Annotated in this window: 16 protein-coding genes; 12 read left to right on the forward strand and 4 right to left on the reverse strand. The window is 60.1% G+C overall.

The genetic code is table 11. The features are described from left to right. Positions 1-51 precede the first annotated feature (51 nt). Positions 52-873, reverse strand: a complete 822-nt coding sequence (locus NNL35_RS12015) for a carbohydrate ABC transporter permease (protein ID WP_006676253.1) — start codon at positions 871-873, stop codon at positions 52-54. Continuing rightward, positions 870-1,778: a carbohydrate ABC transporter permease gene (locus tag NNL35_RS12020; protein WP_006676252.1), complete on the reverse strand. Its 909-nt coding sequence runs from the start codon at positions 1,776-1,778 to the stop codon at positions 870-872. The genes NNL35_RS12015 and NNL35_RS12020 overlap by 4 nt, the downstream gene beginning before the upstream one ends. Before the next feature lie 312 nt (positions 1,779-2,090). Here NNL35_RS12020 and NNL35_RS12025 point away from each other — a divergent pair, with 312 nt between their 5' ends. The 9 genes from NNL35_RS12025 to deoC all read left to right on the forward strand — a co-directional run bounded on the left by NNL35_RS12025 (position 2,091) and on the right by deoC (position 8,686). Further along, positions 2,091-2,663, forward strand: a complete 573-nt coding sequence (locus NNL35_RS12025) for a glycerol-3-phosphate responsive antiterminator (RefSeq protein WP_006676251.1) — start codon at positions 2,091-2,093, stop codon at positions 2,661-2,663. 101 nt (positions 2,664-2,764) lie between these two features. Beyond that, positions 2,765-2,962, forward strand: coding sequence for a YfhD family protein (locus NNL35_RS12030; RefSeq protein WP_006676250.1), 198 nt, complete (start codon positions 2,765-2,767; stop codon positions 2,960-2,962). After that, positions 2,959-3,153, forward strand: a complete 195-nt coding sequence (locus tag NNL35_RS12035) for a hypothetical protein (protein ID WP_006676249.1) — start codon at positions 2,959-2,961, stop codon at positions 3,151-3,153. The genes NNL35_RS12030 and NNL35_RS12035 overlap by 4 nt, the downstream gene beginning before the upstream one ends. A 156-nt stretch (positions 3,154-3,309) precedes the next feature. Beyond that, on the forward strand, positions 3,310-4,287 hold the full coding sequence (prmA, locus tag NNL35_RS12040; RefSeq protein ID WP_006676248.1) for a 50S ribosomal protein L11 methyltransferase: 978 nt from the start codon (positions 3,310-3,312) through the stop codon (positions 4,285-4,287). Positions 4,288-4,344: 57 nt separating this feature from the next. Beyond that, on the forward strand, positions 4,345-5,028 hold the full coding sequence (locus tag NNL35_RS12045; RefSeq protein ID WP_040730802.1) for a site-2 protease family protein: 684 nt from the start codon (positions 4,345-4,347) through the stop codon (positions 5,026-5,028). Positions 5,029-5,132: 104 nt separating this feature from the next. Next, positions 5,133-5,897: a 16S rRNA (uracil(1498)-N(3))-methyltransferase gene (locus NNL35_RS12050; protein WP_040730800.1), complete on the forward strand. Its 765-nt coding sequence runs from the start codon at positions 5,133-5,135 to the stop codon at positions 5,895-5,897. Positions 5,898-5,900: 3 nt separating this feature from the next. Continuing rightward, positions 5,901-7,250 (forward strand): tRNA (N(6)-L-threonylcarbamoyladenosine(37)-C(2))-methylthiotransferase MtaB, encoded by a 1,350-nt coding sequence (gene mtaB, locus NNL35_RS12055; RefSeq protein ID WP_006676245.1) that lies wholly within the window; start codon positions 5,901-5,903, stop codon positions 7,248-7,250. 161 nt (positions 7,251-7,411) lie between these two features. Then, on the forward strand, positions 7,412-7,837 hold the full coding sequence (locus tag NNL35_RS12060) for an NUDIX hydrolase (RefSeq protein ID WP_006676244.1): 426 nt from the start codon (positions 7,412-7,414) through the stop codon (positions 7,835-7,837). A gap of 135 nt (positions 7,838-7,972) precedes the next feature. Then, a complete protein-coding gene (gene deoC, locus NNL35_RS12065) occupies positions 7,973-8,686 on the forward strand; it encodes a deoxyribose-phosphate aldolase (protein ID WP_006676243.1) in 714 nt (237 codons plus the stop codon). On the opposite strand, the gene NNL35_RS12070 is transcribed toward deoC, so the two are convergent. After that, positions 8,619-9,584, reverse strand: coding sequence for a Na/Pi cotransporter family protein (locus NNL35_RS12070; RefSeq protein ID WP_006676242.1), 966 nt, complete (start codon positions 9,582-9,584; stop codon positions 8,619-8,621). The genes deoC and NNL35_RS12070 overlap by 68 nt on opposite strands. Before the next feature lie 150 nt (positions 9,585-9,734). Here NNL35_RS12070 and NNL35_RS12075 point away from each other — a divergent pair, with 150 nt between their 5' ends. Next, positions 9,735-11,120 carry a class I SAM-dependent rRNA methyltransferase gene (locus NNL35_RS12075; RefSeq protein WP_254553383.1) on the forward strand — a complete coding sequence of 462 codons (1,386 nt, stop codon included), beginning with the start codon at positions 9,735-9,737 and terminating at the stop codon, positions 11,118-11,120. 84 nt (positions 11,121-11,204) lie between these two features. Here NNL35_RS12075 and NNL35_RS12080 read toward each other — a convergent pair whose 3' ends face one another. Next, positions 11,205-12,170 (reverse strand): DUF1835 domain-containing protein, encoded by a 966-nt coding sequence (locus NNL35_RS12080; protein ID WP_006676240.1) that lies wholly within the window; start codon positions 12,168-12,170, stop codon positions 11,205-11,207. 321 nt (positions 12,171-12,491) lie between these two features. Here NNL35_RS12080 and addB point away from each other — a divergent pair, with 321 nt between their 5' ends. After that, on the forward strand, positions 12,492-16,025 hold the full coding sequence (addB, locus tag NNL35_RS12085) for a helicase-exonuclease AddAB subunit AddB (protein ID WP_040730783.1): 3,534 nt from the start codon (positions 12,492-12,494) through the stop codon (positions 16,023-16,025). Beyond that, complete coding sequence (addA, locus tag NNL35_RS12090) at positions 16,015-20,346, forward strand: helicase-exonuclease AddAB subunit AddA (RefSeq protein ID WP_006676238.1); 4,332 nt, start codon at positions 16,015-16,017, stop codon at positions 20,344-20,346. Before addB ends, addA begins: the two co-directional genes overlap by 11 nt. Positions 20,347-20,704: the final 358 nt, after the last annotated feature.

Here is a 20,704-nt window from a genome sequence, read left to right on the forward strand (position 1 = left end):
CATATCCCCCTCGCGAAATTTTATCGATTGCGACAAGCCATGCTGATGAATCTATCCTTTTAATGCCCCGGACATCAAGCCGCGCTTGAGCTGCTTGAGGCTGAGGAACAAGAAAAGCAAGGTTGGCACGAGCACGATGACGACGCCGGCCATGACGACAGGCCAATTCGTGTTCGTCTCCTGGGCCTGCATCATCTTCAAGCCGATCTGCACGGTGCGGACGGAATTGTTGGTCGTCGTCAGCAGCGGCCATAGATACATGTTCCAGGTCGTCAAAAACCCGTAGACGCCGAGCGCGCTCAGCATCGGCAGGGACAGCGGAACGACGAATGACACCAGATAGCGCAGCCGGCCGCAGCCTTCCAATTGAGCGGATTCATGCAGCTCCTGCGGCAGCGTCAGAAAATGCTGGCGGAGCAGAAACACGCCGAAAGCCAGCGCGAAGAACGGCATCGACAAGCCTTGATATGTATTGACCCAGTTCAGGCCGACGATGGTCAAATAGTTCGGAATCATCGTCGCTTCCCACGGAATCATCATCGTTGAAATCAACAGGAAGAACACGAAGTTGCGGCCTTTGAACGGAATAAACACGATGGCGTAGGCCGCCAGGCTGCATACGATGATCTGGCCGATCATGACGGTGAGCGAGACGATCAGGCTGTTCACCATGAACTTGAGCAGCGGCACGCTCTTGAGCGCCATCGTGAAATTGTCGAATACGAAGCTGGCAGGGAACAGCTTGCCGGTCATAATCTCCTCGGTCGTCATCAGGCTGGCGAGGAGAGCATAGACGATCGGGAAGAACATGAGGCCAGCCGCCGCCAGCAGCAATATGTAGAACACCCATTTCTGGTAGAGCGCCATTTTCATTGATAATGCACCTTCTTTTCGCCGACTTTGAACTGAATCAGCGTCGCCAGCAGGACGATCAGGAACAGAATAATCGCTTGCGCGCTCGCGATGCCGAATTTGTAGTGAATAAAGGCGTTCTGATAAATGGAATACACAATGAGATTGGTGGATTCTGCAGGTCCGCCCTTGGTCAGGATGTCGATCTGGCCGAACGATTGAAAGGAATGGATGACAGTCACGATGATGACAAAAAACAGGGTCGGCGAGACCATCGGCAGCGTAATGCGGAACAAGCGGGACCAATAGCCGGCCCCGTCAATGCGGGCGCTCTCGTAAATGTCCTCGGGTATGCTCTGCAGCCCGCCGAGCAGGATGATGTAATTGAAGCCGACACCCATCCAGATGCTCGTCGCCGCGATAGAGATCAGCGCCCACTTCGGATCGGTGAGCCAATGAATCGGAGGCAGTCCTATCCAATCCAGCACATGGTTCAGGAACCCGATGCTGGGATGGAACAGGAACAGAAAGATCATCGAGCCTGCGGCCACCGATACGCCGACCGTGGAAGAGAAAATAACGCGGAAAAACTCGATTCCCCGCAGCTTCTCACTTGAGATGACGGCCAGAAAGAAGGCGAAGGCAACGCCAAGCGGCACCGTATAAAGCACGAACAAGAACGTGCCGGTCATGCTTGTCAGGAAGCTGTCGGACTGGAACAGGCCGGCGTAATTATCGAAGCCGACGAACATCACCGGAACGCCGCGCGCGTTCGTGGAGAAGAAGCTGTAATAAAGCGTTTTCAACATAGGGTAAAACGTAAAGGCCGATAAAATGATGAGCATCGGACTTAAATAGAGCAGGCCCGCTGCCAGGAGGCGCAGCGGCGAATCTTTCTTGCGGAGGGTTGTGGCAGATGGATCCATTTGACGATTCCCCTTTCTTAAGCAGCACAACGGTCAGAAAAAAAGAAGACCACAGAACGACCAAATGGCAGCTGCCAATTGGAACAAGCGTGGTCTTCTCCGTTTCCCGAAACCGGAATATTAACTTGCATCCCAGTATAAGTCACACAATATTAAAAATCAATACAAATTATGGTTGTTTGATGTGATATTTGCGCTTGACGCGATGGCGGGGATGTTGACGGGACGGCGGGAGGGCATTACGATAGCGGTAGCAGCAAGATTACCGCATAAGTGAAGAAGTAGAGCCATAGACCGAAGGGGGAGCGAGCTATGCATTTCGCCAACCAGTCCATCCTGCCGGCCGTAAGGCAGATGAAGGATATGGAAAAGCTGCTGGTCAGTCCGTTCGAATACATTGTGCTGCTGGATGTCCATATCGCGCAGCTGAAGCCTATTTTTCAGATGGTTCGTCCGCATAACAAGAAGCTGCTGCTGCATGTGGATCTGATTCAGGGGCTGCAGAACGATAGCTACGCGGCGGAATATCTGTGTCAGGAATTTACTCCGTACGGGCTTTTGTCGACGAAGGCGAGCGTCATCATCCGCGCGAAGCAGAAGGGCGTCGTCGCCATTCAGCGCATTTTCCTGATCGACAACAGCTCCTTCGAGAAGAGCGGCGCTTTGCTGGAAAAGACGAATCCCGACTATATCGAGGTGCTGCCGAGCCCGATGCTGCCTTATCTGAAGGAGTGGAAGACCGGACGCGACATTCCGCTTCTCGCCGGCGGCTTCATCCGGACCGAGGATGATGTGAACAGGGCGCTCCAAGCCGGAGCCGTGGCGGTCACCACCTCCAGCCAGACGCTCTGGAAGCAGTACGCCGCCGCGGGAGCGCGTCGGTAGTCATTGGCAAGGGCGGGCCGAGGCCATCGTATAAAGTCCCCGCTTCCTACTCATGTTATAGATGACCGTCTATGAAATGATGAGATAAAGGAGGAAGGGCAATGACCAATTACCGGGACAGCCGCCGGAAGAACCATCTCAACGCCTTCGAGGAGCAACCGGATATCGTCATCGGCAAGACCAATGCGTCTGCCGGCAAGAACGAAGACGTGGAATTCTCGATCGAGCAGGCGGACGCCGACGATCTGGAGGCGCTGGAGCGCGCCAGACGAGCGGATGAACGGGCGGAACGCCCATGAGTTACATTGAAGTGAAATTCCAGGACGAAGCGAAGGCCGAATCATGCGGGCGCAAGCTGAACGCGCTGCGGGCGCATGCCATTCAAGTCGTTCCCCGGGAAGATGGTTATATCGTATCGGCCGATGTGAACCATGCCGTGCTGGATCAGGCATATGCCGTCATGCGCGATTACGAGGGCACGCTATTGTAACGGAACAGAACTCCTGCGGCGAGCGGGCAAGACCGCTCGTTGTCTGGAGTTTTATTTTTGTGTACAATAAATAGAATGTGCGGACGGTTATAAATCGTACGGGGGAACACCGTTAAACTTGTCGGCACCGATATTATTCATAGGGGGAGTACCATCGTGCGCTGGCATGAATTAACGATACATACAAGAGAAGAAGCGGTTGAGATGATCTCGAACTTCCTGCATGAGGCGGGCGCGGGAGGCGTCTCGATCGAGGAATCCGGGACGCTGAACAAGGAGCGGGATACGACCTATGGCGAGCTGTATATCGCCCCGCTGAACGATATTCCCGAAGGCGAAGCGAAGATTCAAGGCTACTTCGCGGAAGGGACGGATCTGGCGGCGATCGAGGACGAGGTGGCCGGCCGCATTCAGGAGCTGCGGACGTACGGAATCGATCCGGGCGAGGCTTCCCTGTCCTGGCGCTCCGTTCATGAAGATGATTGGGCGGATGCCTGGAAGCAATATTTCAAGCCGGCGCGCATTACGAGCAAGCTGACGATCAAGCCGTCATGGGAGCCTTATACGCCGACGGCGGAGGAGCAGGTGATCGAGCTCGATCCCGGCATGGCCTTCGGCACCGGAACCCATCCGACGACGTCGCTCTGTCTCCAGGCGCTGGAGAGCGTCATTCAGGGCGGGGAAGACATCATCGATGTCGGAACCGGCTCCGGCATCCTGGCGATCGGGGCGTGCAAGCTCGGCGCCCGGCATGTGCTCGCCATCGACCTGGATCCGGTGGCGGTGAAGAGCGCCCGGGAGAATGTGGCGATGAACGGGCTCCATGACGACATTACGGTGCGGGAAGGGGATCTCCTCTACATGCTGAAGGCGAGCGGGACGGACGAAGCGCCGGCGCTTGGCGTAACGCTTCCTGTCCAGATCGTGGTCGCCAACATTTTGGCCGAGGTGATCCTGCTGTTCGTGGAGGATGTGTTCGCGGCATTGCAGCCGGGCGGAATATACATTGCCTCTGGCATTTACAAGAACAAGGAAGAAGCGGTAGAGCGGGAGCTGATTCGCCACGGCTTCCTCATCGATGCGAAGCATCGCGAGGAGGACTGGGTTGCTTTCGTCGCCACAAAACCAATGTAAAAAAGAATAGGAAAACCAGACTTTTTGAACATGTATGAGAAGAAAGCGAGGGAAGATATGGATTTTTTCAATAACTTTTTCGCCGTCAAGCTGGAGATGCTGCCGTTTCTCGTGTCGGTGCTGCTAATCGCCTTTACGGTCCATGAATTCGCGCATGCCTATTTTGCCTGGAAATTCGGGGATCCGACAGCGAAGCTGCTTGGCCGAGTCAGCCTGAATCCGGCGAAGCATGTCGACTTCCTCGGCATGCTGTTCTTCGTCATCGCCGGCTTTGGCTGGGCGAGGCCGGTGCCGGTGAACCGGGATAACTTCAAGCATCCGCGGCTGATGGGAATCGTCGTGTCCGCCGCCGGACCAATCAGCAATCTGCTGCTGGCTTTTATCGGGACCATCGTGATTCATCTTGGCCTCAAGTTCGGCTTCGTGCAGTTGGGATCTCCGGATCGCGTCCATTTGGCCATCTATTACTTTTTGAATTATTTCATCACTTATAACGTGCTGCTGTTCCTGTTCAACCTTATCCCGCTGCCGCCGCTGGACGGGTACCGCATTGTCGAGGATCTGGCGCCGCGCAGCCTGCGCCTGCGATTGCAGCAGTTCGAGCAATGGTCGATTCTCATTTTCTTCATGCTTGTATTGATTCCGCCGCTGCGGAACATGACGCTTACGCCGCTCTTCAATTTGATCGAGCCGATCGTCTTTAACTTTTCGCGGACCGCCGCTTATCTGGTCGGCATGTAGAATACCGTCCGGCGGGCGGAGGGATGGCGTGGACTTTCTGGAAATATCGCTGCAAATCTAGCGCATTGCGCTCAAAACGTGTATGATGAGGAATGTTGATTACGATGCAAAAATACTTTGTCAGCCCCGAAGCGTTCGGGGATCAGCACATACGGATTACCGGCGCGGATGCCCATCATATTGTCAATGTGATGCGGGCCAAGCAGGGCTTCACTTTTCTGGTGAGCGACGGCGCCGGCCGCGAGGCCGTGGCCGTGTTCGAGAGCGGCGACGGCGAGACGGCGATCGCCCGGCTGGAGGAGCTGGTCGCTGCCGATCGCGAAGCCGCAGTCGAGGTGACCATCGCCCAGAGCCTGCCGAAGGGCGACAAGATGGAACTGATTATACAGAAATGCACGGAGCTGGGGGCGGCGGGATTCCTTCCGTTCCTGTCGGAACGCACAGTGGTGCAGTATGACGCGAAGAAGGAAGCGAAGCGGCTGGAGCGCTGGGCCAAGATTGCGAAGGAAGCGGCCGAGCAGTCGCACCGCAACCGCGTCCCTGATATTGCGGCGCCTGTCGCCTGGGCGAAGCTGACCGGCCAGTTCGCGGCCTATGATCTCGTGCTGATCTGCTATGAGGACGAGCAGGGTACGCGGCTCCGCGACGTGCTGGAGCCTTTCTGCGAAGCGCAGCGCAGCCGGGAGGCAGCCCGCATTCTGGTCGTGATCGGACCGGAAGGCGGGTTTTCGCTGCGTGAGGTGGAAGCGGCCACGGCGGCCGGGGCGGCCTGTGTCAGTCTCGGGCGCCGCATTTTGCGGACAGAGACGGCGGGTATGGCGGCCTGCGCCTGTATCATGTATCAATTCGGAGAAATGGGAGGAAGTTGAACAATGCCATCGGTAGCGTTTTATACGTTGGGCTGCAAGGTGAACTTCTACGATACGGAAGCCATTTGGCAGCTGTTCAAGCAAGAAGGTTATGAGCAAGTCGACTTTGAAGCGACGGCTGACGTCTATTTGATCAATACATGCACCGTTACAAATACCGGCGACAAGAAGAGCCGCCAGATTATCCGGCGGGCTGTCCGCCGCAATCCGGACGCCATCATTGCGGTGACCGGCTGCTACGCGCAGACCTCCCCGGCCGAGATTCTCGATATTCCGGGCGTCGATCTCGTCATCGGCACGCAGGATCGGGACAAGCTGATGGATTATATCGCCCAGCTTCAAGCCGAGCGCCAGCCGATCAACGCCGTGCGCAATATTATGAAGACGCGCGCGTTCGAGGAGCTGGACGTACCGGATTTCGCGGAGCGGACACGCGCATTTTTGAAGATTCAGGAAGGCTGCAACAATTTCTGCACCTTCTGCATCATTCCGTGGTCCCGTGGGCTGTCCCGCAGCCGCGACCCGCAAAGCGTCCTGAACCAGGCCCGTCAGCTTGTGGCGGCAGGCTATAAGGAGATTGTGTTGACCGGAATCCATACCGGAGGCTACGGCGACGATCTCGAGAACTATGATCTGACCGATCTGCTCTGGGATCTGGACCGCATCGACGGATTGGAACGGGTGCGCATCAGCTCGATCGAAGCGAGCCAGATCGATGATCGGATGATCGACGTGCTGAACCGTTCGTCGAAGATGTGCCGCCATCTCCATATTCCGCTGCAGGCCGGCAACAATGAAGTGCTGAAGCGCATGCGGCGCAAATATACGGTAGAGGAGTTCGGCGACAAGATCGCCCGCATCCGCGAGGCGATGCCGAATGTGGCGATTACGACGGATGTAATCGTCGGCTTCCCGGGCGAGACGGATGAACAATTCCGGGAAGGCTACGAATTCATGAAGCGGGTCGGATTCTCCGAGATGCACGTCTTCCCGTACTCCAAGCGTACCGGAACGCCAGCGGCGCGCATGGAGGATCAGGTGGACGAGGAAGTGAAGCATGCACGCGTTCACGATCTGATCGATCTGTCGGAGCAGATGCAGCTCGCCTACGCCGAGACGTTCGTCGGGCAAGTGCTTGACGTCATTCCGGAACGCGATTATAAAGGGGCTCCGGGAAGCGGCCAAGTGATGGGCTATTCCGACAACTACCTGCAGATCGTGTTCGACGGCGACGAGTCGCTGATCGGCCAGCTGTGCCGCGTCAAGGTGACAAAGGCCGGCGTGAACGAATGCTTCGGCGTGCTGACCCGGGTGCTCGGGGAAGAAACGGGCGCGCAGGCAGCCAATATGTAATGAGGTAGAACAAAGAGGATTCCACTGTCGCTTCGTATGCAAGGAGCAGGTGAAATCCTCTTTCCTTTCGGTTACGATATACATATTCATCAGTTTCAATTAGGCGGGCTGAAAGAGGCAGGAGCACGCCGCATACTTTGTACGTTGGAGGATATCGCGAAATGAAAGAAATATCAGCGGGAGGCGTCGTCTATCGACGTCGCGGAGAGCAAATCGAGTTCCAGTTGATTCAGGATCGTTACGGCAAGACTTCCCTCGCCAAAGGAAAGATGGAGCCCGGGGAGACCATCGAGCAGACCGCTCTGCGGGAAATCCGGGAGGAGACCGGGATTGAAGGCACCATTGTCGGCAAGCTGGACACCATCCGTTATCAATATACGTCGCCGGAAGCCGGCACGGTGGACAAAGAGGTTCATTATTTTCTGGTCGAGGCGACAGCAGGGCAGCTCACGCCCCAGGTGGAGGAGATCTGGAGCGTCGAATGGTACGAGCCGCAAGCGGCATGGGCGAAGCAGACCGAATCCGGGTATGATAACAATGACGGCATTCTGAGCAAGGCCTTTGCGCAATTGGGGATTGCCTTGTAAGCGGCCGCGTTAGCCTTCCGGACCCGGGCCGGGAGCGCAATAACCTTGCTGCAGACGCCGCAACAGGTACACACAGGGGATACGTGCAGTAATCGTACGCTTCAACTCTAATCTGACTGCGAAGGGTGATTACAGATGAACGAACAAATCCGATTGGCCAGCCTGATTGACCACACCTTGCTCAAGCCGGAAGCGGTGCGGAGCGATATTGAGAAATTGTGCGACGAGGCGCGGCAGCACGGCTTTTACAGCGTGTGTGTAAATGGGACCTGGGTTCCGCTCTGCCGCGAGCGGCTTGCCGGATCCGAAGTGCGCATCGCGGCCGTATGCGGGTTCCCGCTCGGAGCCGGCGCATCCTCCGCCAAGGCGTTCGAAGCGGCAAGAGCCGTGGAGGACGGGGCGTCGGAGATCGATATGGTGCTCCAGATCGGCCGCCTCCTAGACGGCGACGTGAAGGCGGTGGAAGCCGATATCGCCCAGGTGGTCCGCATGGTGGAAGGGAAGGCTATCGTCAAAGTCATCTTAGAGACGGGGATGCTGACGACCGGGCAAAAGATCGAGGCGTGCAAAGCCTCGGAAGCCGCAGGGGCGCATTTCGTCAAAACGTCGACCGGGTTCGGCCGCGGCGGTGCTACTATCGAGGATGTCCGGCTTATGCGCGCCAACGTAGCGCCGCATATCGGCGTGAAGGCTTCGGGCGGCGTAAGGGACACGGCGACCGCGCTCGCCATGATCGAGGCCGGCGCGACCCGAATCGGAACGAGCTCGGGAATCGCGATCGTTACCGGAGCCGGTCCCACAGCTTCAGATAGCACAGCGGGAGCGCCAGGACAGAGCTCGCAATATTGAATACCGTCTGGGCGCGGGCGATCTGGGCGGCCGGATCGTCGGTGAACCAGGCGGACAGCGCATGGAGCTGACCGATTAGCGGATAGAACAGGATCGCCCCGCCCACATTGAGCACGATATGGCTCCAAGCCACGAATTGGCCGTGGCGGCTTCCGCCGAGCGATGCGATGAGCGCGGTGAAGCAGGTGCCGACATTGGAGCCGATGACGATGGCGATGCCGATCTCGACCGGCAGGGCGCCGGTAGCGGACAAGCCCATCGCCATGACGATGATGGCCGCGCTGCTGTGAACGACGGCCGTAATGATCATGCCGGCCGCAAGCGCCCAGAGCAGACTGTCGTTGGACCGCTCGAGGAACCAGGTGAACATGCCGCGGTGCTGCAGCGGCCCCCCGATCTGCTTCATCCATTCGATGCCGAGCAGAATGAGGGCGAAGCCGGCGGCGGCCAGCGAGCCGAACTGCAGCGGATGCAGCAGGGAGGCGAGCCGCTTCGGCAGGGGCAGGCGGTATTCGCCGCCCAGAATCGCCGCGCTCCAGCAGGCGAGCGAGCCGATAAGCAGCGGCAGCGCGTAGCGGCTGATGTTGAGTCCGATCAGCTCCGTCGTCAGGCAGGTGCCGACATTCGTACCGAGAATGATGCCGAGCGAGCGCGAGAAGCTCATCAGCCCGGCGTTCACCAGCCCGATGGTGATGACCGTGATGGCGGTGCTGCTCTGAAGCAGCGCCGTCATGCCGGAGCTGAACAGCATGCCGTGCAGCGGCGTCCGCGTGGAACGGTGCAGGAAGCGGTTCAAATAAGGCCCTGCCCATGCGTGAAGGGCGAGCTCCATCGTTTTCATGCCAAAAAGAAACACAGCCATTCCGCCTAGCAGCGGATACCAGATTTCTGCAAACATATGCCGGACTCCTTCGTCATTCCACACAAAATGCGGGTTCTATCATTCGAGCTGGAACAGCTTGAGAGGGAATAAGTGAACAGCCTATACTGTCACTGTATGCTTGCGGATGGACAACAATGACAAGCCCGGCTGAAGCCGAGAGGGGACATGCAATTGAAGCAATCGACAACAGCAACAGTAATCTTGAGCCGGAATCGCAAAAAACGGACGGAGCACGGGCACCCATGGGTGTTCCATTCCGAAATCGAGCGCGTGGAGGGCAATCCGCAGCCGGGGGCGCTGGTCGACGTCATGAATGCCCAAGGCCAATATGTGGCAACCGGATACTATAACCCCGCTTCCAAAATCATGGTGCGCGTCATCGGCTATCAGCCTGCCGACGCGATGGATGCCGGCTTTTTCAAGGAGCGGCTGCGTCAGTGCCTGGAGCATCGCAACCGGTTCCTGCCGGGAGCGACGGCATACCGGCTCGTCTATGGCGAGGCCGATTTTCTGCCGGGGCTGATCGTCGATCGATTCGGCGATGTGCTCGTCGTGCAACTATTGACGCTCGGAATGGACCTGGCGCGCGATGCGATTGTGCAAGCCTTGGTAGAGGTTATGAATCCGCGCGGCATTTACGAACGAAGCGATGTGCCGATTCGGGAAAAGGAAGGCCTCGAACAGAGAACGGGCGTGCTGTACGGGGAATGCCCGCGCCATGTGCAGATTACAGAGAACGGACTGCAGCTTGAAATCGATATTGTCGAAGGGCAGAAGACAGGCTATTTCTTCGACCAGCGCGAGAACCGGGCAGCGATAGCGCCGCTGATGACCGGATGGGGCGCCCGCAGCGGGATTACGCTCACGGATATCGAGACGGAGGCAGGGATACGCACCGTGCCGGTCAACGCGAACGGCAAGGAAGTGACCTTTCCTTGGTGGGACGGAGCCACCGTGCTGGAATGCTTCTCCCACACGGGAAGCTTCACTTTGCATGCTTGCAAATATGGGGCCAAGAAGGTGACTTGTCTCGATATTTCTGAGCATGCGATCGAGAGCGCAAAGCGCAATGTGGAGCTGAACGGATTTGCGGATCGGGTGGAATTCGTGGTGGCGGACGCGTTTGCGTATTTGCGGGAGCAAGTGCAGGGGAGAGAGGAGCGCATCCAGCGCGGCGCAAGCCAAAAGACGGATACGTCGAAGCCGATGACCGCGGGCGGCGGCCGCACCTGGGATGTCGTCATTCTCGACCCGCCTGCGTTCGCCAAGACGAGACAGGCGGCGGACGGGGCGTACCGCGGCTACAAGGACATCAATCTGCACGGGATGAAGCTCGTTAATGAGGGCGGATATTTAGTGACGGCGAGCTGCTCCTATCATATGAAGCCGGAGCGCTTCCTGCAGGCGATCCAGGACGCCGCCCATGACGCGGGCAAGGTGCTGCGCCTCATCGATTGGCGCACCGCAGGGAAGGATCATCCGCAGGTGGCCGGGGTCGAAGAAGGACATTATTTGAAATTCGGCATTTTCGAAGTCCGCTCCAGACGATAGCATGATGAAGAAGCACCTCATGGCCAATCCCGCCGCGAGGTGCTTCTTGCGATTCCGGTATATTGTTGATTGACAAGCTGTGACTTATGGAGTCGGATTGGTAACGAAAGCGCCGCCAAGCCAGCGCGCGTATCCCCGTTCGCGGGCCCAATTGCTCTCGCCGCTTCGCACTCTCCGGCCCGCCTCGGTGAGCAGGAGCCGTCCGGCGGACGATTCGACCGGCCGCAGCGGCTCCGGCAGCGGATCGGAAGCCGCGGACAGGGACAATAGCGGGACTTCTCCGGAAGTCAACCGGCGCAAATATCCCCAATACTGCATGTCGCCGAGTCCGTACTCCGGCACATGCGGTCCGATATGCTGATACAGCTCCAGGAAGGAGCTGGCTCCATCGGCGACGGCATCCAGCGTAAGCCGCTCCACGACGCCCAGCCCGTCGTCGCGTGAAGGGAAGCGGCGGAGATGGAACCGCATCGCTTCTACGATGGCGTCAAATGGAGCCTCCACTGTGCCGGATTCCTCGATCCAGCGCACCAATTTGCGCGGATTCGGGCTCGTATAGGCAAGCCAGGCATGGTGCATCCATGAGATCGCTTCCACATTCAGCCGGATGCCGTGCTCGCGGTAGAGCGCCAATTGGTCCGCGTCGAGGGCTCCGAAGCCGTGGTAACGGTCATGCCCGGGCACGGCCGAAATGTCGATCCAGTAGACGGCGGCCTCCGGATGCTCCCGGGACAGGCGCTCAGTCAATCGCAGCAGCATCGTGATATCGAACAGATCATGCTCGAACCAGAGGGCGATTTCCGGGTGCTGCAGCACCTCCGCTTTCCAGGACCGCTCCTGCTCGTTGCTCATTTGCAGGTAGAGGGATGCGGGCAGGCCGCACATTTTTTCCAATTGAAGCGCGCGGTACGCCAAATAACGTTCAAAAATGGGATAAACGGGTCCTTCGGTCAACAGCTCGCGATAGACCCATACTTCTTCGTTCCAGCGCTCCCGGGCGACCGGGCGAAGCCGTTCTGCCACAATATCTCCATTCACGATATGAATCACGCGGTGTGCCTCCTTTTCTCTCCGGCGGTAACGTCAGCCAGGGGCTTGAATTCCTTCCTGCACATTCCAAACGTGTGTTCCAGTCTGCTCGCGATAATATGCTATAATAAAGCAAGGTTTCCGTAAAAGAGACGATTTGCGCAGTCTCTGTCTAATGAGGAAATACCGGGATCCGGCCTTTTTGGACTTATTCTTATTTTTAATCCTTTCTTGCGATTTGTAAATACACTTTTACACACGGCTTTTTTGGAAAAAGTCAGCATACGGCATGGCAGCGTACATATTCAGTGGTCAGTTGTACGGGAAAGCGGGGGATATACATTGGCTTTGCATTTCGTAATCGGACGCTCGGGGAGCGGCAAGTCGGCGCATCTGCTGAATGAGATTCGGCAGAGGCTGGAGACTCAGCCCGAAGGTCCGCCGATGATTCTGCTCGTGCCTGAGCAGGGAACGTTCCAGGCGGAGCATGCGCTCGTCACCTCGGAGCGCCTGTCGGGGATGCTGCGGACGCAAGTCCTGAGCTTCCGGCGCTTGGCGTACCGCGTCATGCAGGAGACTGGCGGCACGGCGCTCACGCCGATTGGAGAGGAAGGCAAGAAGATGCTGCTGTACAAAATTTTGCAGCGGCGCAAGTCCGACCTGCCTCTGTTCGCCGGAGCGGCGGAGCAATTCGGCTTCATCGAAAAACTGAATGATCTGTTCGACGAGATGAAGCGGTACCGGATCCAGGCTTCCGAGGTGGATGAGCATGCCGCGTTCGTCCAGGAGCATGTGGACGGCCAGCCGCTCCTGTCGGCCAAGCTGCACGATTTGTCCGCCGTGCTGCACGAGTTCGAGACAGAGCTGGAGCAGCATTATTTGGACGGCGAGGATGTGCTTGTCCGGCTGGCGGAAGGCATTCCGCACTCGGACTATGTCCGGCAGGCGGAGATATGGATTGACGGCTTCAACGGCTTCACGCCTCAGGAATATGCCGTGCTGGCATCGCTGCTGCTGCATGCCCGCCACGTCACCGTAGCGCTCTGCCTGGATCGGCCTTACGCCTTGGGGGAGGAGCCTCATGAGCTGAACCTATTCCATCCTACGGCGACGACCTTTCTCAAGCTGAGCAGCATCGCCGGTACGCTCGGCGTCGATATGGGAGAAGTCATACAACTGGGCGGACAGGGCAGGCTGCCAAGATTCGCTTCCTCGCCGATGATCGCCCATCTAGAGCGTCATTTCGACCGGCGTTCGGCTTATCGTCCCGCCTCCCCGGCCGGCGAGCGGGCGGAGATTCGCGTCCATGCCGCGGTCAACCGCCGCGCGGAAGTGGAAGGGGCAGCGCGCGACATTTTGCGCCGGGCGCAGACGGAGGGCGTTCGCTGGCGGGAGATGGCCGTCATGGTCAGGAACTTGCCGGATTACGCGGAATTGATCGATACGGTCTTCGGCGATGCGGGCATTCCTTATTTCACGGATCAGAAGCAGGCGGTGCTCCATCATCCGTTCGTCGAGATGACGCGCGCCGCGTTGGACATCCTGATCGGTTGCTGGCGCTATGATGCGGTATTCCGCTATGTGAAGACGGACTTCGTCCTGCCGGAAGACGGGAGCGTGACGAGGGAATCCTTCGATCGGCTGGAGAACTATGTGCTGGCCTGCGGCATCGAGGGCTCGAAATGGACGAACGGACGCCCGTGGCCGGCCGAACCGCGGCAGTCGCTGGATCCTGACGATCCGGCCGCCGCCGAGACGGCCGAGGCCGTGCCGCAGCATGCGCCGGAATGGGCGGAGCAGTGCCGCCGCCGGATTGTCGAGCCGCTCTCTGCGCTGCAGCGCTCGCTCGCGCGAAGCCGGCATGTGCAAGACATGTGCGAGGCGCTGTACACGTTCTGGATCCGTCTTGGGGTGCCGGACAAGCTGGAGCGGATGAGTCAGGAGGCGCTGCTGGACGGCGATGTGCAGCGTTCCCGGGAGCATCGCCAGATCTGGGGCGAGATGCTCAATATATTGGACCAGATGGTGGAGATGCTGGGCGGAGAGAAAATGCCGCTCGAGCTGTTCGCCGGGATGCTGGAGACAGGCTTCGAGAGCGTGAAGCTGGCGCTCGTGCCTCCCGCGCTTGATCAGGTGCTGATCGCGTCCATGGATCGGACGCGATCAAGCCAGATCAAGCATCTGTACGTGCTTGGGGTCAACGACGGGGTGATGCCTGCGCGCCCGATAGAGGATGGGCTGTTGACCGAGTATGAGCGGGATCTGCTGCTCACGATCGGGATGGAGCTGGCGCCCGGCATCCGGCGCAAGCTGCTGGACGAGCGCTTCGTCATCTATCATGCCTTCACTTCTCCGAGCGAGAGCTTGTGGCTCAGCTACGCGCTGGCCGACGAGGAAGGCCGCTCGCTGCTGCCTTCGGAGACGGTGCGGCAGATCCGTGGCCTGTTCCCGGGCATGCAGGAAGCGCTCCTGTTGGCGGAGCCGAATGAGTTTCTGCCGGAAGCGGAGCAGGCCGATTTCATCGCCTATCCGGAAGCGGCGCTTAGACAATTGATTGCCCAGCTGAGGGAATGGCGGCAGGGCCGCCCAATCGCGGATCTGTGGTGGGACGTGTACCGGTGGTTCGCAGGGCAGCCGGCTTGGCGGGATCGGCTGAAGACGGTGCTCGGATCGCTCGCCTACCGCAATCAGGCGCAGGCGCTGACGGCCGACACGAGCCGGCAGCTGTACGGGCAGCTGCTGCGGACGAGCGTCTCCCGCATGGAGCGGTTCGTTGCCTGCCCGTTCTCGCATTTCGCCTCGCATGGCTTGAAGCTGAAGGAACGAAGGCTGTATCGGCTGGAGGCGCCGGATATCGGCCAGCTGTTCCATGCGGCGCTAAGCCGCTTTGCCGGCGAGCTGCAGGCCCAGCACCGCTCCTGGGCGGAGCTGACGCCCCAGGAATGCGAGGCGGAAGCGGATCGCATCGTCGATCTGCTGGCGCCCCGGCTTCAAGGGGAGATTCTGCTCAGCTCCGAGCGGTACGGCCATATATCGGGCAAGCTGAAGCGCATCGTCGGCCGGGCCGCGGCCGTGATGGGCGAGCATGCCAAGCGGGGGCAATTCGAGCCGGTGGCGCTGGAGATGGATTTCGGCCCCGACAAGCCGCTGCCGCCGCTTCGCTTCACGCTGGACAACGGCTGCACGATGGAGATCATCGGCCGCATCGACCGCGTCGACAAGGCGGAGAGCGAGCGGGGCGTCCTGCTGCGGGTGATCGATTACAAGTCGAGCCAGACGGATCTGGCTCTTCATGAAGTGTACTATGGGCTGTCGCTGCAGATGCTCACCTATTTAGACGTGCTCCTTACGTATGCGGAGGAGTGGCTCGGCACGGAGGCGCTAGCCGCCGGAACGCTTTATTTCCATGTGCATAATCCGCTCCTTCAGGCGGCCAACGGCTTGAATGAGGAGCAGGCTTACGAGCAGCTGCTCAAGCGATTCAAAATGAAGGGACTCGTCCTGGCCGACCGCGAGACCGTCCGCCTGATGGACGGATCGGTCGAGCAAGGGCATTCCCAGGTGCTTCCGCTCGCGGTGAAGGCGGACGGATCCTTCTACAGCAATTCCTCCGTCGCTACGGAGGAGCAGTGGGACCTGCTTCGGGGGACCGTCCGCTCGGTCATCCGGGATATCGGCACGCGCATCACGAACGGCGATGTGGTGATCGATCCGTACCGGAGCGGCACGGCGACGGCATGCGATTTCTGTTCCTATAAGCCGGTCTGCCAATTCGACGAATTGGTCGACGGCAATCAATATCATCTATTGCCGCGGCTGGGCAAAGACGAAGTATGGGCGAAGCTGAAGGGAGGCGAAGCGAACGATGGACAATAACCGTGATGAACGGAATAGCCGTGAATACGAGAGCGGCAGCGAGGCTGGCGGGGCTTCCCGCTTGCCTGTTGCTGGGGAGGACGGCGAAGGACGCGTCCTGACAGCCGCAGCGGCGTCTGTGGGCGAAGCAGAAGCGCCTGCGAAGCTGCCGCCGAGGCCGCCCGAGAGCACGTGGACCGAGGAGCAGTGGCAAGCCATCGTCGACGGCGGCGAGAACATTTTGGTCGCGGCGGCAGCCGGTTCCGGGAAGACGGCCGTCTTGGTCGAGCGCATTATCAGCCGCATCAGCGATGAAGCGGCGATGCTGCATGTCGATCAACTGCTCGTCGCCACCTTCACCAAGGCGGCCGCCGCCGAGATGCGGGAGCGCATCCGGCTGGCGCTGGAGCGCAAGCTTGAGGCGAACCCGGATTCGGAGCATTTGCGCCGCCAGCTCGCCCTGCTGAACCGCGCCTCGATCACGACGCTGCACTCCTTCTGTCTGGAGGTGATTCAGCGGCATTTCCAGGCGGTCCAGTTGGATCCGGCCTTCCGGGTCGCGAACGAGACCGAGATCGAGCTGCTGCGCCAGGACGTGCTGGAGGAGCTTTTTGAAGAGCGCTATGCCAGTAAAGAGCCCGCCTTTGCGCGGATGGTCGATTGGTTCAGCGGAGAGCGCAATGACGAAGCCGCATTCCGGCTCGTCCACCGGCTCTATGATTTCTCCCGCAGCCATCCGTGGCCGGAGGAATGGCTGGACAGCATGACGGCTTCGTTCGGTCCCGCGGACATCGCCGAGCTGGGCCGCTCCCCGTGGGCGGACAGCATTATGGCGGCGGCGCGGCTGACGCTGAACGGCATCGTCGAGCTGCTGCGCCAGGCGATCGCCCTGACGACGGCTCCGGGCGGTCCGGAGCCGTACCGCGCCGCACTGGAGCAGGAGCTGGCCGGAGCGGCTGCCTTGGCGGACGCCGCCTCCTCCGTCCCGTGGGAACGGATGCATGAATCGTTCGGGCTGCTGAGCTTCGGACGGCTGGCGGCCTGCCGCGGGGATCAATATGACAAAGAACTGCAGGAGCAAGTGAAGCGACTGCGCGATCAGGCGAAGAAGCGCCTGCAGCAGGTGAGCGACGAGCTGTTCCGCCGGACGCCGGAGCAGTTCCTGCAGGAGCTGCATGCGATCCGGCCGGTGCTTGAAACGCTGGCTTCTGTGGTGCGCGAATTCGGCGCCCGGTTCGAGGCGGCCAAGCGGGCGAAGGGATGGCTTGATTTCGCCGATTTGGAGCATTACTGCCTGCGCATTTTGCGCGATCCTTCCTCTACGCCGGAACGGCCGGTGCCGTCGGCAGCCGCGCTGCAGTACCAGGAGCAATTCGCCGAGATATTGCTGGACGAGTATCAGGATACGAATATGGTCCAGGAAGCGATCGTGGACTTGATTACCCGGCCCGGACAGGGGAACCGGTTCATGGTAGGCGATGTAAAGCAGAGCATCTACCGGTTCCGCCTGGCGGAGCCGGGCTTGTTCCAGAGCAAGTATACTTCTTACGGGAAGCAAGGCCGCGGAGATGGCATCCGCATCGATCTGGCCCGCAACTTCCGCAGCCGTCAGGGCATCGTCGATACGGTCAATATGGTGTTCCGCCAGATTATGAACGCCGACGTGGCGGAACTCACCTATGATTCCGCGGCCGAACTCGTATGCGGGGCGTCCTACCCGTCTGCCGAAGAGATTGCGGCGGAGAGCCGCCGCAGCCGGGATGAGTTCGGCATGCCGTATTTCGCGACCGAGCTGCTGCTTATTGACAAGGGCGTGCCGGCCCCGGCGGACGAAGCGGCAGAGGATGAGGACGGCGAGACGGAACGGGCTGCGGCGGATGCCGCCGAGCTGGAGACCGCGCGCCTGGAAGCGAGGGCAATCGCTTCGCGCATCCGCCGCATGACGGGAGACGAAGGGGAGCCCCCTTATCTCGTGTACGACAAGGATCAGAAGCGGATGCGCCCGGTCACGTACCGGGATATGGTCATTCTGCTGCGGGCGACCCAAGCCTGGGCGCCGCTGATGCTGGAGGAGCTGAGACGGGAAGGAATACCGGCTTATGCCGAGTTCAGCACCGGATATTTTACGGCGACGGAAGTGGAGATCGTCTTGTCCCTGCTTCGCGTCATCGATAATCCGCAGCAGGATATTCCGCTCGCCGCGGTGCTGCGTTCGCCTATCGTCGGCTTGCAGGAGGAAGAGATGGCCCAGATTCGGCTGTACGGAAAGGGCAAGCCTTTCTATTACGCGGTCATGGAAGCGGCTCGGGCGGAAGCGGAGGACGGCTCTCCGGCAGCGATGCAGCTGGAACTGGAGCTCCCTCTGTCAGCGGATGAGGGAGCGGATATGCCCCCTCGGCAAGGACGCGGCAGCTGGCAAGCGAAGCTGATCCGCTTCCTCGACCGGCTGGAGCAGTGGCGGATTGCCGCGCGGCAAGGGCGGCTGTCCGAATTGATCTGGCGAGTGTACCGGGAGACCGGGTACTACGAGTGGGTCGGGGGGCTGGCCGGCGGCCTGCAGCGCCAGGCGAATCTTCGCGCCTTATATGATCGGGCCCGGCAGTATGAATCGTCCTCGATCCGGGGACTGTTCCGCTTCCTGCGGTTCATCGACCGGATGCGGGATACCGGCGGGGATCTCGGTACGGCCCGCGCGCTCGGCGAGCGGGAAGACGTCGTCCGCATTATGACGATTCACAAGAGCAAGGGGCTCGAATTCCCGGTCGTTATCGTCGCGGGGCTGTCGAAGCGGTTCAATCAGCAGGATCTGAACGCGTCCTTCCTGATGCACAAGCATCTCGGGTTCGGTCCGAAGTATGTCGATGAGGAGAAGCGGGTCGCTTATCCGACGCTGCCGAATCTGGCGATTCGCCGGCAGATGAGGCTGGAGCTGCTGGCCGAGGAGCAGCGCGTGCTCTACGTGGCCTTGACCCGGCCGAAGGAGAAGCTGATTCTCATCGGCACGGTGCAGGACGCGGAGAAGTCGATTCGCAAATGGGGCGAGGCGCTTGATGTCGAGCGGCTGTTGCTGCCGGATTATTTGGTGGCGGAGGCCCGATCATATCTCGACTGGATCGGGCCTGCGATCATCCGGCACCCGGCCGCGGCCGAATGGCGCCGCTATGCCGGCCTGCCGAACCGGAACGGGGAATGTCTGCTGGAGGATTCGTCCCGGTGGCAGCTGGCGATGGTGCCGGCATCCGTCATTGCGGCGGACGAACGTCTGGCGGAGATGCCGGAAGATGAAGAGCGGGCGCGCCGCATGAAGGCGCTGCGCAAGCTGGAGACGGATGACTCGTTCCCCCGTTCCGCTTGGGCGGACCTGATCGGGGAACGGCTATCCTGGCGCGATCCGCACCGCATCGTGACGCTGCTGCCGTCGAAGACATCGGTCACGGAGATGAAGCGGCTGGCCGCTACTGATGATTGGCCGCCGGAGGACTGGGTTGGCGCTCCTGCCGGGGCTGAAGGAGAAGCGGAGGAAACAGCGGAGAAGCCAGGGGGCCTAGAGGCCGCGGAGACAGCAACGGGCGGCAATGAACCGGCCGCAGCGGCGGGAGCGGCTGCAGGCGGCGATCAGGCGGCGTCCGGACCGTATGCCGATCCGTCCCGCACCTTGTATCTGCGGCGGCCGAAGTTCATGGAACGGCGCGGCATCACTCCTGTCGAACGGGGGACAGCCTACCATCTGCTGATGCAGCATCTTCCGCTGGATCGCCGGCTGACAGCGGCCGAGGTCAATCATACCCTCGACGCTCTGGTGGCCCGGCTTATTATGACCCGGCTGCAGGCGGATGCGCTGGATGCGGAGAGCGTTGCCGCTTTCTTCGACAGCGAGGTCGGCCGGCAGCTGGCCGAAGCATCGTGGGTAAAGCGGGAGCTGCCCTTCAGCTACGGCCTGTCGGCAACGGAAGCGTACACGATCGAGGGCCTTCGCCGGCGCGAATCGGTAACGGCCGCCGCCGAAGCGCTGGGAAGCGGGACTGCTTCCGCATCGGGGAATGAGCCGCGCTTCGTCGCGACCCCGGCCTTCGCCGCGATGGATTCATCCGGGCAGCTCGATCAAGAGATGGTGCTCGTGCAAGGGATTATCGATTGCCTGTTCGAATGGAACGGGGAGCTGGTTCTGCTCGATTACAAGACCGACAAAGTGCTGGCCCATCGGGGCGGTCTCCGCGGGCTGACGGAGCATTACCGGTTCCAGCTGGAGCTGTACGCGCGGGCGATTGAAGACATATGGAAGCGGCCGGTCAAGCGGAAGGTGCTGTACTTCTTCGACGCGAAGCAGGCTTGCGAGCTGTAAGCGAACGGCGGGCGGCTGCGGCTGCCTGCGCGGGGGCCGGCGATCTGCATTGCTCCGGCGCAAGTCCTTGCGAGGTTGCGGGGATAGTCTTCGCGTTCCGGGCGTCGTCCGGGTCGGTCTACCGATCTACACGTGTTCGGGTTTTAGTTCGGGCGCGGGTCCGGCAGCCGTCTATACGTGCCCGGGCATTCGTTTGCATGTGGCGCCAGTGTGCTCGGGTCCGCGTCGTTAATTCGGATGTGGATCTGGCGACGGTCTGTGCATGTGCGGGCGTTAGTTCGCATGCGCTCTGCTGCCCGTCTGCTTATGTCCCGGCCGAGTCTGTGTGCGGGCCTGGCGTAAAGCCTGGGGGTGGCGA

The sequence above is a fragment of the Paenibacillus dendritiformis genome, assembly GCF_945605565.1.
GTDB classification, from domain to species: domain Bacteria; phylum Bacillota; class Bacilli; order Paenibacillales; family Paenibacillaceae; genus Paenibacillus_B; species Paenibacillus_B dendritiformis_A.

Bases quoted from the DNA above. Each gene is read 5' to 3' on its own strand.
- addA (WP_006676238.1), top strand. From the start codon at position 16,015: ATGGACAATAACCGTGATGAACGGAATAGCCGTGAATACGAGAGCGGC.
- deoC (WP_006676243.1), top strand. From the start codon at position 7,973: ATGAACGAACAAATCCGATTGGCCAGCCTGATTGACCACACCTTGCTC.
- NNL35_RS12030 (WP_006676250.1), top strand. From the start codon at position 2,765: ATGACCAATTACCGGGACAGCCGCCGGAAGAACCATCTCAACGCCTTC.
- mtaB (WP_006676245.1), top strand. From the start codon at position 5,901: ATGCCATCGGTAGCGTTTTATACGTTGGGCTGCAAGGTGAACTTCTAC.
- NNL35_RS12020 (WP_006676252.1), bottom strand. From the start codon at position 1,778: ATGGATCCATCTGCCACAACCCTCCGCAAGAAAGATTCGCCGCTGCGC.
- NNL35_RS12070 (WP_006676242.1), bottom strand. From the start codon at position 9,584: ATGTTTGCAGAAATCTGGTATCCGCTGCTAGGCGGAATGGCTGTGTTT.
- NNL35_RS12060 (WP_006676244.1), top strand. From the start codon at position 7,412: ATGAAAGAAATATCAGCGGGAGGCGTCGTCTATCGACGTCGCGGAGAG.
- NNL35_RS12050 (WP_040730800.1), top strand. From the start codon at position 5,133: ATGCAAAAATACTTTGTCAGCCCCGAAGCGTTCGGGGATCAGCACATA.
- NNL35_RS12075 (WP_254553383.1), top strand. From the start codon at position 9,735: ATGCAATTGAAGCAATCGACAACAGCAACAGTAATCTTGAGCCGGAAT.
- NNL35_RS12025 (WP_006676251.1), top strand. From the start codon at position 2,091: ATGCATTTCGCCAACCAGTCCATCCTGCCGGCCGTAAGGCAGATGAAG.
- NNL35_RS12015 (WP_006676253.1), bottom strand. From the start codon at position 873: ATGAAAATGGCGCTCTACCAGAAATGGGTGTTCTACATATTGCTGCTG.
- NNL35_RS12035 (WP_006676249.1), top strand. From the start codon at position 2,959: ATGAGTTACATTGAAGTGAAATTCCAGGACGAAGCGAAGGCCGAATCA.
- NNL35_RS12045 (WP_040730802.1), top strand. From the start codon at position 4,345: ATGGATTTTTTCAATAACTTTTTCGCCGTCAAGCTGGAGATGCTGCCG.